The following is a 15,416-nucleotide window of genomic DNA, read 5'->3' on the forward strand; positions in this document are numbered from 1 at the left end:
AATGGAACGTCTCCAAGGGATAATGGCTTTGGAGGATATTCCAACAGAGAAAGTACAAGATAAAGCTTTTAATGTATTAGCAAACTAATAAGTAACTGTATGTATGACAAAATTGTAGCGTATTTCGGGAAGTTCTTAAATAGTTTAGATTGTATATTACAATCTCACGAGAAAGAATTTTGGAGAGATTATACACTAGAAAAGCATAATCAACTAAATTATTCTAAACTCGAATATTCATTGTTTTTAACAATAGGTATTCTCGGATCTTTAATTCTGAACTCGCTCTCAGGAAATCACACAGATTCATTAAGCACTTTGGATAAAATACTTGTAAATGCCAAGTATATTTGGTTAGCATATTCTCCAATTGCAGCTCTATCAAGCTATGGCCTCCTTAGATATAATGCAAAGGATGATTTTCAATTAGAGAGGAAGGTTCAGTCTGAGGATTATAAGGTCATTTTTCAGATTACGACGAGGGGGTTTAATAAGGATGCTGTGAGGAGGGGGGTGAAGTCTGTAGCCTATTGGGCGCCTAAATATCTTAGAGATTACGAAATTTGGGTTGTTACTGAAGATGATGTAGACAAGTCCTTCTTTGATAAGCTAAAGGAGATAGATGATAATGTCAGGATTATTTATGTTCCGAGAGATTATAAAACGAAGAATAATACGAAATATAAGGCGAGGGCTTTAAACTATGCATTAGACGTTAGAAGAGAAGAAGGTTATATTTCAGATAAAACTTGGATTTATTTAATGGACGAAGAGAGCATCGTCGGAGAGGATACTATACTCGGGATAATAGATTTCATCGAAAACGAAGCCAAAAAAGGCAAACTAATAGGGCAAGGCTTAATAGTCTACTCAAACTTCTGGGGCAAAAACCTCCTAACAAGCTTAGAAGACAGCCTAAGAGCAGGAGACGATATAACAAGATATAAAATACAAGCAAGGTACGGAAAAGTTATCGTTGGAATACATGGTTCTCATCTCCTATATAGATCTGATTTAGAAGATATAATCGGATGGGACTTTGGCGAAGTAAGGGCAGAAGATGCATACTTTGGATTACTCATAAACAAATACTTTAATAAAGCATGGGGTTGGCTAAAAGGAAAACTATATGAGCAAAGTCCTTATTCGATAAAAGACTTTTTAAAACAAAGACGGAGATGGTTATGGGGAAAACTCGATATTTTACTTAAAAATAAAACGGTAGGAGTAAAATACAAGCTAATTCAGGCTATACACCTAATTTCATGGTTATCATCGCTACCTTCAATCATTATAACATATATAAATATTGCATATCCTACTCCGGTCCCTCATAAGATAACCTCTGTTGCCTTTGGATATTCTATAGCAACATTATCTTACTTATACTGGGAAGGCTCAAAATTAAATCTAGAACCAAGCAATGCGAGTTCACGTTTAAAAAGAGTGCTAAATATATTAGCTATTCCGATAATAGCCCCACTAGAAGGCTTATCTATATGTAGCTCCTGTAGATGTATATAAAATAGCTGTTACCTTAGTTAAATCGATCCTATCGTTACCACTATTCATAAATCCGAGGGTTATCTGAGTTATTGCCACTATCTAAGTTCGCTTTAATTTAATAATATTTACATATTTATTTACATATTTACAGAAGCAGCACCGAGACAGCTTGTTTTCTGTTGAACGTATTGTCTTCCCCACCCAATGATCATGGCTCCGATTGAAACTGTTAAGGTGATTAGCAATATCGATGCGATCAATGGTGATACGGGCTTCATTATATTTTTAACTACACGCCCTTATTTAAAGGTTTTAAATCACTACAAATCTTAGAGAACTTTTAAAAGATTAAGGACATGAAACTTCAATGGAAAAATTGGGACTCTCCGTCTATCAAGGAAGAGATTGGAGAAAACTAGTCAAACTTTTGCTATTTCTCCAAAACCTTCACTTTCAGTCCGTATTCTTTGAAGCGCTCAAAATCGCTATGGTGGATAAAAAGGTTCTATATGAATACCTCAACCGGAGCACGGGACCCCCTCGTTCATCCACTCCTCAACTTCTTTCAGCGTTTTTCTGAGTTTCTCAACTTCTTCCTCGGTCATACTTCCGAACGCAATCATCAGAACGTCAATGTTACCTTTCTTCTCCTTCTTCCGCTTAGAAGTGCGTTTCTCATCCTCTGTCATGTCAAAAATTGATCTCTCGCTTACTTAACGTTTCTCCTCATTCAAAAACCCCAGCCTCCACACCACCCAGGGCTGGGCAACGATTATGGTTAGAAGTAGGGGAACCGTCAGTTTTCAACTTTTCTTGGCGCGTGGAAGTTAACTAACCCTTTCGAAGCCCTTATAACTTATGCCCCCGTAAGTTACTTACGGTGGCGTAAGTGCTGTTCGACCTCAGACCGAAGGAGAGGAGAGAGGATATTTTCGACAGGGAAAAGGAGTTCAAGGACCTTGAGAAAAGCGTTGAGAAATATCCACTGACTCTCCTTCTCGGAATAAGGCGCGTGGGCAAGAGCTCGATACTCAGGGCTTACCTCAACGAGAATCCCGGGATTCTGATAGACTGCAGGGAGCTCTACGCCGAGAGCGGGCACATAACGAAAGATGGCCTCATAAGGGAAATTCAATCGAAGCGAGGGCTACTCCAGAGAACCCTCACCAAGTTCAAAATAAAGCTGAGCCTTCGATTCCTTGAGATAGAACCGGAGGAAGCCTCGCTGAGGGAGATCTTCAGAGAGCTGAACGAGCTCGGTGAAAAAACCGCGAGGTTCATAATAGCCTTTGACGAGGCCCAATACCTGCGCTTCTACGGCTCACGGGGCGGGAAGGAGCTTTTGGCTTTGTTTGCCCACGCCTACGACAGTCTGCCGAACCTCAGGATTATCTTAACCGGCTCGGAAGTTGGCCTGCTCCACGACTTTCTTGGCATAGACGACTACGAGAGCCCGCTTTACGGCAGGGTTGGGGGCGAAATCTACGTTAGGCCCTTCGACGAAAAAACCTCAAAGGCGTTCCTGAGAACAGGCTTTAGAGAAGCCGGCCTTGATGTGTCCGAGGACACCATAGACCGCGCCGTATCACTCCTTGATGGAATCCCTGGCTGGCTCGTCCTCTTCGGCGTGAAATACCTTGAAGCGAGAGACTTCGAAAAGGCGATGGAAGCAACGCTCAACGTTGCAAAGGGCCTGCTGTTCGGCGAGCTGGGGGAGCTTGAAAGGAGGAGCAGGAGGTACACGGGGATTTTACGGGCGATAGCGCTCGGCTACAACAGGTGGAGCCTGATAAGAGACTACCTCGCCGTGAAGGGTATGAGAACCCCTGGACCACGGTTATACGAACTTCTCAAGAACCTGAAGAAGATGGGGTGGATTGAGGAGGAGAACGAGAAGTACAGACTGGCCGACCCCGTGGTTAAGCTAATCCTGAGAGGACCGTAGAGCCTGATTGTACTGGTTGGGCTTTTGCTTTTCCTTTTCCATTCAGTCGCATCACTTTTCCAAAATTTTTACCTTCAATCCGTACTCCTCGAAGCGCTTGAAGCCCTCATCGCAGGTGTAGAGCGTTGCGTTGTGGGCTATGGCAGTGGAAGCTATGAGAAGGTCTTTCAGGGGAGGTCGTTTTCCCTTCTTCATAAGGTCTCTGAAAATCGCTCCCGCTACCTTTGCGGAGTTTTCGTCGAACTCAACCTTGGGCATCATCTCAAGCATGAGCCCCTCCCGCTCTTTCAGGTGACCGCAGTGAAGCTCAAAGAGAACAATGGTTGGTAGATGATACTCTCTGTCTCCTTCTTGGTAAAGTTCTTCTACAACCTTTCTGTTCCCGCCGAAGAGCTCGATTACCACGCTGGTGTCCAGGAGTCCATCCATTCTTCAACCTCCTTCAATTCCTTCTTGAGCTCTTCAAGCTCTTCGGGGGTTCTCGTCCCGAAGGCAATCATTAGAACGTCCAGATTGCCCTTCTTTTTCTTGCCTATGAGCTCTCTCAAAAGCTCAGAAAAGCTCTTGTTCCCCTTCATCTTGACGAGCTCGTAGTAAACGTCATCGGCTATCGTAATTGTCTTGCCCATTTTTCTCACCTATAAGTGCATGCATGCACGAAATATTTAAAACTTGCCCATGAGAACCCTCCAGATGAGCAGGATTTGGGTCAGAACGATCAGCGTTAAAGCCAGAGCGGTCAGTTTCCTCGATTTCTTCGGGAGATAGAGGCCAGTAAGGCAGTAAAGGAAGTTCAGGCCCGAAAGCTCCAAGAGAAACTTCACCAGACCAGTTTTCCTGCCGATGGTCATTACCTCACCTATGGGGTCATTACCAGCTGGGTAACTCGAATAGAGCGCTATGAGCCTGACCGCGATAAGGATTGCCGTGTAGATGAGGTTCTGCCTTATCATCTCAACTAAAAAGTCTCTACTCAGGTCCCTTCCTTTAAAGAGTTTGTAGAGTGCGAATGGAAAATCCATGACCCATAGAACCATCGAGACGAAAAGAACGAAGAGGGCAAAGATACGTACAAATATCGCGACCCCATTGAGAAGCCCCTTTAGCGGATTTTCCGTCATCACAACGGCCGTGGCAACCAATCCCCAGAACATCAGGGCTCTGGTTACTGTTTCGAAGACTTCCTTTGGAAGGTAGAGCCTGCCGTGGGTTTTCTCGATTATCTCAGGAAGGCGCCTTATGTCCTCCCGCGAATAGCCGTAGCGTTCAAGGGTCTTTCCAACGAAGTGAAGCGCCACGAGGAGAAACGGAATGAGAAGGAGGAAAACCGCGAAGATGTTCACGGCGTTTAGGCCTTCCCTCGTTGGGGGAACGAGAAGCCAGAGAACGAGCCAAAACCCCACCGCCAGCAACCACGGGAGGAGGTAGTCCCTAACAAAGACCCTCATGGCCGTTAATATTCCCGGGGGTAAATAACCTTTTCGAAGCCATAACAACTTATGCCCCCGTAAGTTACTTACGCCCCCATGAGTAACAACTCAAAAGAGTAACAAAGGAGAAATTCAGGGCAACGGAACCCTCTCAACCTCAATCCGGTCGAAGGTCGGGTACTCCTCCACGAGGAAGAACCTCACGTCGCCTTCGATGGCCTCGGCCAGCTCTAAAGCCACCTCCTCTGGCATCTCTATTCTGCCCTTCTCCCTGTTCACGTGGAGCCACTCCTCTGGAACTTCGGCTTCCTCAACGAGGAACTTGTAAAGCTCGTCGAGGTCGTCGTATTCGGCAATCCCAAAGCGGAGCGTCCCGTCCTCGGTTATCTCCATGTAGGGCCTTGCCACGTTCCTCGCCATCCTCCTGAGCCTGTTCCTGAGCTGGACGGCGTCCTTGAGCTTGGCCGTGCAGAGGTGGTAGCTCAGCGAGGTGTTCTCCTCGCCCCACTTGAGGAGTTTGAGCCCGAGTTCGAGCGAACCCTTTATGGCCGAGCTCTCATCGCTTATCGGCCTGTAACCCCTGTCGAAAAGGTTTCTGAGGTTGGTCTCGCTGAACTCCAGCTCGTTCACGTTGAGGAACTTCGCGCCGAGGTTGTCGAGGAATTCGGCGTACCACTTCATCCTCTCAAACTGGCCCGGGACGGAGGGAATCTCCCCCCCGACGTCCCAGTCGAAGTCAAAGGCATTCTTTATGTTCTCAATTTCCACCCTGAAGAGCTTCGAGTCGGGGTTGAAGAGGTCTGGATGGAAGCGTATCTCATCTAATCCCGCATCGTAGAGCTTCTCAAGGTTCTTCTTCGTGGCCAAAGCGCCGGTAGTGTAGAGATGAACGTGAAAGTCCTCGCCAAAGTTCTCTTTGAGGGCGCGTATGTATTGAACGGTCCTGTCGAGCCTCACGAGAGGGTCTCCACCGGTGACGCCCGCGCCTTTTGCCTCTTGAATCACCGCTTCCTCAATGATGTCATCAACGCTCCTAACCGGCCTCTCGTTGGCGTAAACAACATCCTCCCTCCTCCAAGGGCTCAGCGGGCAGTAGAAGCAGTCCCTCGGACACTTTCCTGTGGTGAAGAGGACGAGCTTCTCACCCCTAACGCAGAGCTGACAGCCCTTCGGAAGTTCCCTCACGGCGTATGAGAAGTAAGGGGTTTCCCATACCATAGCCCTCGCCAACCCTAACCTGAGGGCAGGCCTTAAAAACGTTGGCGGGCAAAGTTGTCCGATGCCTATGAGGGAGAAGCCGAAGTACCTTCCACCGACGCTCCGCGAGAAGCACCGCTACATAGCCTTCCAGCTGATTGGGGAGAGGCCCTTCCGGAAGGACGAGGTTAAGAAGGCGATATGGGAGGCGAGCCTCTCAACCCTCGGAGTCCTCGGCTCGGCCAAAGCAAAGCCCTGGTTCATACGCTTCGACGAGAAAAGCCAGACGGGAATCGTCAGGGTCGACAGGGAGCACGTCGAGGAGCTCAGGTTTGCATTAACCCTTGTAACCGAGATAAACGGCTCGAAGGCAATCTTCAGGACGCTCGGGGTTTCGGGGACGATAAAAAGGTTGAAGAGGAAATTTTTAGCCGAGTTCGGCTGGCGTTAGAGCAGGAAGGGCATAGCCTTGTCTACAGCACCGGTGTAAACGAGCAGGTAGCGCCTGCAGGCCTTCTCCCAGGTGAAGTCCCTTCTCGCGCGCTTTTTGGCGTTCTCGCGGAGCCTTGTGAGGGTTCCCTCGTCGAGCTCTTTAGCTGAAACCATCGCCCTCGCAAGGGCGAATGCATCTCTCGGCGGGACGAGGATTCCGGTGGCGTTCTCCGGGTCGGTGTTGAGGTCGATTATCGTGTCCTTGAGTCCACCGATGGCGCTCGCTATTGGAACCGCTCCCAGGCACATCGCCTCAAGCTGAACTAATCCAAAGGGCTCAAAGTAAGACGGAATCACCACGAAGTCCACCGAGCCGTAGAGTTCTCTAACGGTTTCCCTCGGCAGGACGTCGGTGATTACCCTGACGTTCTCCGGGAAGCGGTTCTCAACGGCCCTGGCCCAGGCCTCCAATCCCGGGTCGCCCTTGCCGACGATGATGAAGCGCATCTCCCTAAAAGATGGGTCGCCGGAGAGTATCTCTATCGTCCTGAGGAGCGTGTCAACGCCCTTCTGGGCCCTGTCAAAGCGACCGATGAACATGAAGGCCCTTCCGTCGCTCAGGCCGAAGCGCTCAAGGATTAACCGTCTCCGCTCCTCCCTCGGCCTATCGGCGTTCTCAAGGAGCTCCTCACTCCAGAAGGAGCAGTCTATGCCGTTGAAGACGTGCGTCACCTTGCCGTCAAAGTTCCTGAAGAAGTCCCACTCCTCGAGGAGATAGCTTTTGCTAACGGTCGTTACGGCATCGGCTATGTAGCAGGCGGTGTGCTCGGGGTCTATCTCGGGGTAAGGCGCGAGCTCGCCCAGGTTGGCCTCGTGGAAGTAGCCCGCTGGAATCCTGGCCTTGTTGAGCCTGTGGACCGTGAAAACGGTTTTGGGAGAGAAGTACTTCTTCAAAAGTCCGAGGGCGAAGACCGTATGCCAGTCGTGGGCGTGGACAACGTCGGGCTTAAAGGTCGAGACAAGGTGGTTGAGCAGACCGGCCGAAGCTTTGCCGAAGAGGACGGCCTTCCGGAGGAGGGTCTCCCAGTCGGGATAGACGTCGGTGTCGAGGAGGTCGCCGGAGAGCGTGTAAACCGTGACCCCATTCTGCTCCCGCTTTCTGGCGGTTACCTCCACGGTTCTACCCTCGAAGGAGAGCCTGAAAGTGAGAAACGGCTCGCCGAGGCTCCGCCCGTGGTCGGGGGTGAAGACGATTACCTCGTTGTCCTTGGCTAACCCCTCGGCTACGTTCGTCACCGCCTCGGCGAGTCCGCCGACCTTAACGGGCAGGTACTCGAAGGAGAGGATGAGGACGCGCATAGGCATCACTCGAGGAGTATGAACTTCTCGCCCTCGACGTCCTCGACGTAACTGCTTATTCCGCCAACCTTCCAGCGGTTGCCGCCGGCCTCTATCGTCACGTTGGCCACGAGCGGGGTGTACTCGTAGTCCACTATCTTTCCGTGGAGCTCCACCGGCTCCCTCGTATCGACGAGCTTTCCGGTGATTTCGGCCTCCCTCGGGAGACCAACGTGCCTTAGTATCGTGATGAGGGTTCTAATGTTTACGATGGGCAACGGCTTGGGGAGGGCCTCGTAGTTAATTGGCTTCACAATCTCGCTGTTGTCGAAGTAAATCGTATAGAACCAGTGCATGTACTGGAAGACAGCCCTCGGGCTCTTGGCCCAGAAGGAGTAGAACTTCTCCCGCCTCCTGTCCTTGGGAATCGCACCGAAGAATATCGAGTAGTCATCATCTCCAATTATCCAGCTCGCCATGAGCCAGGGGGCGCCACTGCTTCTCGCGAGGAGTATGTTGTCCGCCTTGAGCCAGTCGGGAATTTCATCAGGCAGGTTGGTGATTATCACGAAGATTACGTCCTTTCTGGCCTTTATGTCCCGTCTGAGAAGCTCGAGGAACTCGTAGGGCGTGTTGATTAGAACCTCGTAGCGGGCGGTCCTTATTATGTGCTGAACCCTCTCAAGGGTGTTGTCGAACCCGAGAATCGTCCATATCTCGGGCAACTCCTGCCCGTGGGTCTGCTTGTAAAGCTCGACAAACGCCTCCTTGAGTTTCTCGATGTCCTCTATGAACTCCTCCTTTATGCGCTCAAGGACGACCTCGGGGTTAACCGGGCGGTAGAGCCTTGGAGTCCCGTGCATAACATCAACGAAGCCCTTCCTGTGGAGCGAGCTGAGGACGTCGTAGACCCTCGTGTGCGGAATTCCGCTCTCCTTGGTTATGTCGGTGGCCTTGCTCGGGCCGAGCTTGAGAAGGGTTATGTACGCTAAGCTCTCGTACTTCGTGAGTCCGAGCTTCTGGAGCTTCTCAATGATTTCCTCCTCCCTCATTTTCGTCACCTATTCACTAACGTTAGTTTGTTCATCCTTAGTGGTATATGGTCACGGTGAGTGTATAAAACTTTTGCTTAACTTTTTAAGGGGCATCAAAAACACCCTACATGCTTGAGAAACTGGCGGAGTTCATAGCGGAGAACTTCTCACAGGGAAAGGCCGTTGAACTCGGCATAGGCTTCCAGACGAAGGTAGCTTTAAGGCTAATAGAGCTCGGCTACGACGTTCTGGCTATAGACTGGAACGAAAAAGCTGTAGAGAACGCGAGGAAGGCCGGCATAAAAGCAGTCCGCGACGACCTCTTCAGGCCGAGGCTCGGCCTTTACAGGGACGCGGTCCTTCTCTACTCAGTAAGACCAACGCCCGAGATAATGAAGCCCATCGTTGAGCTGAGCCGGAAGACAGGCGTTCCCCTCGTGGTTCTGCCCCTGAGCGGTGATTCCGTGCCCAGACCGCTAAGGCTTATGAACTACAAAGGACTGGCGATATACGTTTATAAGCCATGAGCGAACTAAAGCCGGTGGTGGTATGAGGCTCTTCGGCACCGCGGGAATTCGAGGGAGGCTCTGGGAGAAGGTGACGCCCGAGCTCGCATTGAAGGTCGGAATGGCGATTGGAACGTACAAAGGTGGAACGGCTGTCGTCGCGAGGGACGGGAGGACTTCAAGCGTCATGCTCAAGAACGCGGTGATAAGCGGTCTGCTCGCGAGCGGAATGGAGGTTTTAGATGCCGATTTGATTCCAACACCAGCCCTGGCCTGGGCCACCCGGGAGCACGGCGACGCTGGAGTTATGATTACCGCGAGCCACAATCCGCCGACAGACAACGGTATAAAGGTCTTCAACGGCGATGGAACGGAGTTCTACGTGGAACAGGAGAGGGAGCTTGAGGGGATAGTCTTCTCTGGGAACTTCAGGAGGGCCGAGTGGAACGAGATTAAAACCGTCAAGCCCCTCGACGTTATAGACGATTACATCGGAGCGGTTCTTGACTTCGTGAACCACGAGACGGGCCTTAAAGTTCTCTACGACGGGGCCAACGGCTCCGGGAGCGTTTTAGCGCCTTACCTGCTCCGCGAGATGGGGGCCAAAGTTATAAGCGTGAACGCCCACGTTGACGGCCACTTCCCGGGAAGGAGGCCCGAGCCGCGTTATGAAAACATCGCCTACCTCGGGGAGCTTGTTAAAGAACTCGGCGTCGATTTGGCGATAGCGCAGGACGGAGACGCCGACAGGATAGCGGTCTTCGACGAGAGGGGTAACTACGTTGACGAGGACACAGTTATAGCGCTCTTTGCCAAGCACTACGTCGAAGAGAACGGCGGGGGAACGGTCGTTACCTCGATAAACACCGGCTCAAGGATAGACGAGGTCGTCGAGAGAGCAGGGGGAAAGGTCGTTAGAGTTCCCCTTGGCCAGCCCCATGACGGCATAAAGAAATACGGAGCCATCTTCGCCGGCGAACCCTGGAAGCTCGTCCATCCAAAGTTCGGCAACTGGATTGACAGCTTCGTGACGATGGCGCTCCTGATTAAGATGATTGACGAGAACGGCCCCCTCTCAAAGCTCGTCTCGGAGATTCCGGTCTATTACCTGAGGAAGGAGAACGTTCCGTGCCCGGACGGGCTTAAGGGGAAGGTCGTTGAGAGGGCCAGGGAAGAGCTTGAGAAGGCCTTGGGGGAGGAAATCAAAGAAATTCTCACGATTTCGGGCTACCGCTTCCAGCTGAGGGACGGCTCGTGGGTTCTTGTCAGGCCGAGCGGAACGGAGCCAAAGATTCGCGTTGTCGTCGAGGGGCCAAGCGAAAAAAGAAGGGACGAACTCTTCGAGTTAGCTTACAAAACGGTTGCAAAAGAAGTGGAAACAAGGATTAATTAATAATTAAATAAACGAGCTTAAAATCCCAATTATTATTTCTTCAATATTATCAACCATAGCATTGACAAATTTGCCATCTTTTAATTTATTGCCTATAGCACTGGGTGTTAACTTGCGAACATCTTGATATACATCATCAATCCATGGAGGATACTCTTTAGTCTGGCGAGGTTCTATCTTAAGTCCCCATGAAGGAAGTTTGTAGATAATAAAACTTAACGCAATGTCTACAAGGTAATACGTAATCTTAGAAGCATCGATAGATTTAAAGTATTCATATAGAATTGTCCGATAAAAGCTAAATCTAAATCTATCAAATCCATTAATCTCCTTATTTGAGGACAAAGAACGCAAACTATCAGCACGAGATTCTATAAAACCAACTGATGACATGTATTTACTCGAAGACAGTATTTTCTCAAAATTCTCTCTGAATTCGTTTAAGTCGATATACTTTATTTCAGAATTTACACAACCGCCGAGTGGAGATGAATATATCCATCTTTTATGATTTTTGATAGAGAGGGGATTAATATAGTTAGTACATTTAGTTATCTTGTGATTGTATGATAATCGAAGCAAATCAAGCATAGAATAAAATACCGGAAAAGCATACGTGACAACAGAAGGTATTTGACTAGAAGTTGTCACAGCTTTTTCAAGAGCCATAAGAGTAGCATGTTGGTTTATATTTTTACAAAAATCATACCAAAAGACCAGATTTTGATTATTTGTATATGCCTTATAATCATAACATTCATAATTACTAAAGTTAAACAATGAGTTGCATACATTAGTGTTAGTGGGCAACAGCGGTTTAATAATCGAACTCTTAGTAATCCATTGGTTGTTAGTCTTTTTCTTCCAGATTCTAACAATAGATGAAGGAAGTTTATATTGAATAAAGATATCTGACGCAACTCCCGACGAAATGGCAAATAAGGGAATTATATATTGTAAATGTTTCACAGTCTTGTTTATAATATTCTGTACATTATTGATGTTATTGTATATCAAATTTTTGATATTATTAGGGTTATTAAGACAGCTAAACAAACATTGATAAAAATGAGCTGGGCGGAATACAGGTGACGAAAAAGGGATTATACAGCCACAAACATCAAACCCCAATCCTTTCTCAGAATTCTGAGTGGGAACAAAAAATAATCTATCTTTATAAAAAAGCTCCATATTGTGATGTTGCTCATACATTCTTTCCGAAAACTCAACCTTAATTGCTCTCAAAGATATCACCCAACACATTAACATATATAATATTTAAAAGTTACGATTCCATTAAAAATTATTAAAAAGCTCAGACAAAGCGCGCAGGCCTCAAAGTCCTGACTGCTATTTCCCTTTTGTCTACCATGACCTTGAAGCCCTCCTTGGCGACGTAGGTCTTAACGCCCGTTACCGTTTCGATGTATTTCGCCTCCTTGTAGGGGTTGGCGAAGTGCATCTTCATGCCGATGTGACTCATTATCAGGACTTCGGGTTTTTTCTCCATGCTCTTGAGCATCTCAACGGCATCGTCGGTGCTGAGATGGTAGGGGATTCCCATATCCCTCGGGCGCGTTATCGCCGCTATGAGAACCCTCGCCCCGTCGTGCCACTCTATAAGGCCGTCGAAGTAGGCCGTGTCGGGAATGTAGGAGATGTCGCCGTAGGCAGTCTTCATGCGGAAGCCGATGGTAGTGGGGTCGGAGTGCTGGCTCGGGGTTATCAGGAACTCCTCCTCACCTATCGCTATCTTGTTGCCGGGCTCCGGAGTGTGGACGCTCTCAAGGACCTCAATGTGATACTTGCTTATCGCCGGTGTATGAGTCTCGTCGCCGTAGACGACGCTCTTCGAAGCTATGAGCACTCCCCTCTTCTTGAGCGCGCCACCGGTCATGGCCTCGACCATGACCTCGAGGTCGTTGCAGTGGTCGACGTGCCTGTGGGAGACGAAGATTGCATCGAGCCTCCTCGGGTCGAGCTTGTAGCGCCAGCTTCTAACCAAAGCACCCGGCCCAGGGTCAACGTAAACGTTCCTGCTCGCCCTTATGTGGAATCCCCCAGTGGAGCGGAACTGGGTTATTGTGATGAACCTCCCGCCTCCGCTCCCGAGGAAGGTTATCTCTATCACTCCCTCACCTCCGTATCCTCTGCGGACGGTGAAGTATACGGCCGGGAGTATATAAGGTGTTTGGGTGGCCGAAAGCAGTTTAAGCCCTCAGAAGAAATAGGGTTGGTGATTCGAATGGTCCAACTTGAGAAGGTTTTGAGAGAAGTCGAAGGCCTGAGGGACGAGATGGTAAAGACGCTCGTCGAGCTGATTAAGATTCCGGCCATAAGCCCCGACTACGGTGGTGAGGGCGAATACGACAAGGCCCAGAAGCTTCTTGAGATTATTAAGGACTGGCCCTTCGATAAGGTCGAGGTCTACAACGCCCCCGATGAGAGGGCCAAGAAGGGGGTCAGGCCGAACATATTGGCCTATTACTACGGCGAGAAAGGCGAGGAAAGCGAGAGACTCTGGATTCTCACCCACCTCGACGTCGTTCCGCCCGGGGACCTGAGCAAGTGGACCGTTACGGAACCCTTCAAACCGCTCGTCAAGGACGGCAAGGTCTATGGGCGCGGAAGCGAGGACAACGGGCAGAGTTTGGTTGCTTCGCTTTATGCAGTGAAGGCCATGATGAACCTCGGAATAAGGCCGAAGAAGACAGTTATCCTTGCCTTCGTCAGCGACGAGGAAACCGGGAGCAAGTACGGAATCGAATGGTTGATGAGGGAGCACCCGGAGCTCTTCAGGGAAGATGACCTCGTTCTCGTCCCCGACGGTGGAAACGAGGACGGAACGTTCATAGAAGTCGCTGAAAAGGGAATCCTCTGGTTCAAGCTAAGGGTCAGGGGCCAGCAGGTGCACGCGAGCATGCCGGACAAGGGCCTGAACGCACACCGCGTTGCACTTGATTTGGCCTACAACCTCGACAAAAGGCTTCACGAGAAGTACAGCGAGAGGGACGAACTCTTCGAGCCAGCTGAGAGCACCTTCGAGCCGACGATGGGAGGGAATCCAGCAGACAGCCCCAACATAATCCCCGGTGAGCACGAGGTCGTTTTTGACTGCAGGGTTCTGCCGAGGTACAGCCTCGACGATATCCTCAAGGACATCGAGGGCATCGTGGAAGAAGTTAAGGAAAGGCACAGGAAGGAGCTTGACGGGAAGGTTCTCCCAGAAATCGAGGTGGAGATTCTTCAGAGGGCAGACCCGGCCCCGCCGACCGACCCGAAGGGCGAGATAGTGAAACTCCTGAAGGAGGCGATAAAAGAACTCCGCGGAAAGGAAGCCAAGGTCGGTGGAATAGGCGGTGGAACCTTCGCGGCGTTCTTCAGGAGGAAGGGGATTCCAGCGGTTGTCTGGGCGACGCTCGACGAGATGGCACACCAGCCCAACGAGTACGCGAAGATTGACAACATGGTCGAAGACGCCAAGGTAATGGCCTACCTCGCCCTGCGCTGAGCGAAAGCCTTTTCTTTCCAGTTTCCACCTCTTTTCATGCCCCTCTGGAAGGACGGGAAGCTCGGACTGCCGGTAAAGGAAGCAGTAAAGCTCTTTCCGGAGCTGAAGGACTACCTTGACGAGCGAGGAAGGCTCGACTTCTCGAACAGGAAAGCCAGAATACTCTACAACAGGGTGATAGCGAAGGCCCTCTTTGGGCTTGATATCGACTATCACCCGCGTGGACTTGTAACGCCTCCAATATCGCGCTACCTCTTCCTCAAGACGTTTCTCAAGGGAGGAGAAAAGGTTCTGGAGATTGGAACCGGGCACACCGCGATGATGGCGCTTATGGCCGACAAACTCTTCAATTGCGAGGTAACGGCCACGGAGCTGGACGATGAGTTCTTCGAGTACGCGCGGAGGAACATCGAGCGGAACCTCGCCAAGGTCAGGCTAATCAAGAGCAACGGGGGGATAATCCGGGGAGTAGTTCCCGAAGACGAGCGCTTCGACGTAATTTTTTCGGCTCCACCATACTACGAGAGGCCGACGAAGGGAGTTCTCACGGAGGGGGAAGGCGTTGGCGGGGGAAAGTACGGCGAGGCCTTCTCGGTAAAGCTGATAGAGGAAGCGAGGGACTACCTGCGGCCCGGCGGAAGGGTGGCCCTCTTCCTGCCCGACAAAGAACCGCTAATCAGGGCGATATCAGAAAGGGGAAGCGAGCTGGGCTACTCGGTGAGGGACGTTCGGTTTAGAGCTGGAACGAGGTGGAGGCACAGTTTGATATTGGGACTGTGAAGAAGAAAAGCGAAGGGACTCCGACCGTGGGCGTCTCAGCACTTGGCCCTCAGTGGAGGTGCTTTCTCGTCATCGTCCCGAGTTTCAGTGCATATCCTCAACGTAGAGGAAGAGGCACTTAAGGTATTCGGTGTCCTTCGAGGCCATGAGTATCGGGTGGTCAGGGGCCTGAGTCCTGTAGGGCTCAAGCATCTTGAGGAACTTGCCGGCCTTTGCGCCAGCGGCGATTACCATATCCTTGAAGGCCTGCATGTCAACGTGCTGGGAGCAGGAGCATGTTACGAGGATTCCGCCCTCCTTAACGAGCTTCAGGCCGGCGTAGTTCACGTTGAAGTACGCCCTGA

At 50.2% G+C, this 15,416-nt stretch carries 16 protein-coding genes and 1 pseudogene; 7 read left to right on the forward strand and 10 right to left on the reverse strand.

The window, feature by feature from the left end:
- The first annotated feature begins 99 nt into the window (after positions 1-99).
- Entirely contained in the window at positions 100-1,524 is a 1,425-nt protein-coding gene (locus MVO87_RS05435; protein ID WP_297515338.1) for a glycosyltransferase family 2 protein, read from the forward strand.
- A 500-nt stretch (positions 1,525-2,024) separates the two neighbouring features.
- Here the strand turns inward: MVO87_RS05435 and MVO87_RS05440 are convergent, their stop codons facing one another.
- Positions 2,025-2,195: an antitoxin VapB family protein gene (locus tag MVO87_RS05440; RefSeq protein ID WP_015858210.1), complete on the reverse strand. Its 171-nt coding sequence runs from the start codon at positions 2,193-2,195 to the stop codon at positions 2,025-2,027.
- Positions 2,196-2,395: 200 nt separating this feature from the next.
- On the opposite strand from MVO87_RS05440, the gene MVO87_RS05445 reads away from it, so the two are divergent.
- Entirely contained in the window at positions 2,396-3,451 is a 1,056-nt protein-coding gene (locus tag MVO87_RS05445) for an AAA family ATPase (protein WP_297552481.1), read from the forward strand.
- Positions 3,452-3,502: 51 nt separating this feature from the next.
- On the opposite strand, the gene MVO87_RS05450 is transcribed toward MVO87_RS05445, so the two are convergent.
- The 4 genes from MVO87_RS05450 to MVO87_RS05465 form a co-directional block, all read right to left on the reverse strand.
- Positions 3,503-3,880, reverse strand: coding sequence for a type II toxin-antitoxin system VapC family toxin (locus MVO87_RS05450; protein WP_297513913.1), 378 nt, complete (start codon positions 3,878-3,880; stop codon positions 3,503-3,505).
- Positions 3,850-4,080 (reverse strand): antitoxin VapB family protein, encoded by a 231-nt coding sequence (locus MVO87_RS05455; protein ID WP_167729145.1) that lies wholly within the window; start codon positions 4,078-4,080, stop codon positions 3,850-3,852. Before MVO87_RS05455 ends, MVO87_RS05450 begins: the two co-directional genes overlap by 31 nt.
- 36 nt (positions 4,081-4,116) lie before the next feature.
- A complete protein-coding gene (locus tag MVO87_RS05460) occupies positions 4,117-4,899 on the reverse strand; it encodes a hypothetical protein (RefSeq protein WP_297513919.1) in 783 nt (260 codons plus the stop codon).
- A gap of 114 nt (positions 4,900-5,013) precedes the next feature.
- A complete protein-coding gene (locus tag MVO87_RS05465; RefSeq protein WP_297552489.1) occupies positions 5,014-6,099 on the reverse strand; it encodes a radical SAM protein in 1,086 nt (361 codons plus the stop codon).
- Between the two features lie 67 nt (positions 6,100-6,166).
- On the opposite strand from MVO87_RS05465, the gene MVO87_RS05470 reads away from it, so the two are divergent.
- Positions 6,167-6,529: a ribonuclease P protein component 2 gene (locus MVO87_RS05470; protein ID WP_297513935.1), complete on the forward strand. Its 363-nt coding sequence runs from the start codon at positions 6,167-6,169 to the stop codon at positions 6,527-6,529.
- Here MVO87_RS05470 and MVO87_RS05475 read toward each other — a convergent pair.
- On the reverse strand, positions 6,526-7,869 hold the full coding sequence (locus MVO87_RS05475) for a glycogen synthase (RefSeq protein WP_297513938.1): 1,344 nt from the start codon (positions 7,867-7,869) through the stop codon (positions 6,526-6,528). The two genes, MVO87_RS05470 and MVO87_RS05475, sit on opposite strands and share 4 nt — an antisense overlap.
- A 5-nt stretch (positions 7,870-7,874) precedes the next feature.
- Positions 7,875-8,900 (reverse strand): TrmB family transcriptional regulator, encoded by a 1,026-nt coding sequence (locus MVO87_RS05480; protein WP_297513941.1) that lies wholly within the window; start codon positions 8,898-8,900, stop codon positions 7,875-7,877.
- 110 nt (positions 8,901-9,010) lie between these two features.
- Between MVO87_RS05480 and MVO87_RS05485 the strand changes: the two genes are divergently transcribed.
- Both MVO87_RS05485 and glmM read left to right on the forward strand, forming a co-directional pair.
- Positions 9,011-9,409: a UPF0146 family protein gene (locus tag MVO87_RS05485; protein WP_297513922.1), complete on the forward strand. Its 399-nt coding sequence runs from the start codon at positions 9,011-9,013 to the stop codon at positions 9,407-9,409.
- A 22-nt stretch (positions 9,410-9,431) separates the two neighbouring features.
- A complete protein-coding gene (glmM, locus tag MVO87_RS05490) occupies positions 9,432-10,781 on the forward strand; it encodes a phosphoglucosamine mutase (RefSeq protein ID WP_297513924.1) in 1,350 nt (449 codons plus the stop codon).
- A 3-nt stretch (positions 10,782-10,784) separates the two neighbouring features.
- Here glmM and MVO87_RS05495 read toward each other — a convergent pair whose 3' ends face one another.
- Complete coding sequence (locus tag MVO87_RS05495; RefSeq protein ID WP_297513927.1) at positions 10,785-12,035, reverse strand: hypothetical protein; 1,251 nt, start codon at positions 12,033-12,035, stop codon at positions 10,785-10,787.
- Positions 12,036-12,096: 61 nt separating this feature from the next.
- Entirely contained in the window at positions 12,097-12,912 is an 816-nt protein-coding gene (locus MVO87_RS05500) for an MBL fold metallo-hydrolase (RefSeq protein ID WP_297552483.1), read from the reverse strand.
- A gap of 114 nt (positions 12,913-13,026) precedes the next feature.
- Here MVO87_RS05500 and MVO87_RS05505 point away from each other — a divergent pair, with 114 nt between their 5' ends.
- Both MVO87_RS05505 and MVO87_RS05510 read left to right on the forward strand, forming a co-directional pair.
- Positions 13,027-14,292 carry a M20 family metallo-hydrolase gene (locus MVO87_RS05505; RefSeq protein WP_297552491.1) on the forward strand — a complete coding sequence of 422 codons (1,266 nt, stop codon included), beginning with the start codon at positions 13,027-13,029 and terminating at the stop codon, positions 14,290-14,292.
- Positions 14,293-14,328: 36 nt separating this feature from the next.
- Complete coding sequence (locus MVO87_RS05510) at positions 14,329-15,072, forward strand: RlmF-related methyltransferase (RefSeq protein WP_297513053.1); 744 nt, start codon at positions 14,329-14,331, stop codon at positions 15,070-15,072.
- Between the two features lie 84 nt (positions 15,073-15,156).
- On the opposite strand, the pseudogene MVO87_RS05515 reads toward MVO87_RS05510, so the two are convergent.
- Positions 15,157-15,416, reverse strand: a pseudogene (locus MVO87_RS05515) (class I SAM-dependent rRNA methyltransferase); the annotation flags it as partial.

Origin of the sequence: Thermococcus sp., from assembly GCF_027063845.1 — an archaeon.
Classification (GTDB): Archaea; Methanobacteriota_B; Thermococci; order Thermococcales; family Thermococcaceae; genus Thermococcus.

Bases quoted from the DNA above. Each gene is read 5' to 3' on its own strand.
- MVO87_RS05505 (WP_297552491.1), top strand. From the start codon at position 13,027: ATGGTCCAACTTGAGAAGGTTTTGAGAGAAGTCGAAGGCCTGAGGGAC.
- MVO87_RS05470 (WP_297513935.1), top strand. From the start codon at position 6,167: ATGAGGGAGAAGCCGAAGTACCTTCCACCGACGCTCCGCGAGAAGCAC.
- MVO87_RS05475 (WP_297513938.1), bottom strand. From the start codon at position 7,869: ATGCGCGTCCTCATCCTCTCCTTCGAGTACCTGCCCGTTAAGGTCGGC.
- MVO87_RS05450 (WP_297513913.1), bottom strand. From the start codon at position 3,880: ATGGATGGACTCCTGGACACCAGCGTGGTAATCGAGCTCTTCGGCGGG.
- glmM (WP_297513924.1), top strand. From the start codon at position 9,432: ATGAGGCTCTTCGGCACCGCGGGAATTCGAGGGAGGCTCTGGGAGAAG.
- MVO87_RS05460 (WP_297513919.1), bottom strand. From the start codon at position 4,899: ATGAGGGTCTTTGTTAGGGACTACCTCCTCCCGTGGTTGCTGGCGGTG.
- MVO87_RS05480 (WP_297513941.1), bottom strand. From the start codon at position 8,900: ATGAGGGAGGAGGAAATCATTGAGAAGCTCCAGAAGCTCGGACTCACG.
- MVO87_RS05440 (WP_015858210.1), bottom strand. From the start codon at position 2,195: ATGACAGAGGATGAGAAACGCACTTCTAAGCGGAAGAAGGAGAAGAAA.
- MVO87_RS05465 (WP_297552489.1), bottom strand. From the start codon at position 6,099: ATGGTATGGGAAACCCCTTACTTCTCATACGCCGTGAGGGAACTTCCG.
- MVO87_RS05455 (WP_167729145.1), bottom strand. From the start codon at position 4,080: ATGGGCAAGACAATTACGATAGCCGATGACGTTTACTACGAGCTCGTC.
- MVO87_RS05510 (WP_297513053.1), top strand. From the start codon at position 14,329: ATGCCCCTCTGGAAGGACGGGAAGCTCGGACTGCCGGTAAAGGAAGCA.
- MVO87_RS05485 (WP_297513922.1), top strand. From the start codon at position 9,011: ATGCTTGAGAAACTGGCGGAGTTCATAGCGGAGAACTTCTCACAGGGA.
- MVO87_RS05435 (WP_297515338.1), top strand. From the start codon at position 100: ATGTATGACAAAATTGTAGCGTATTTCGGGAAGTTCTTAAATAGTTTA.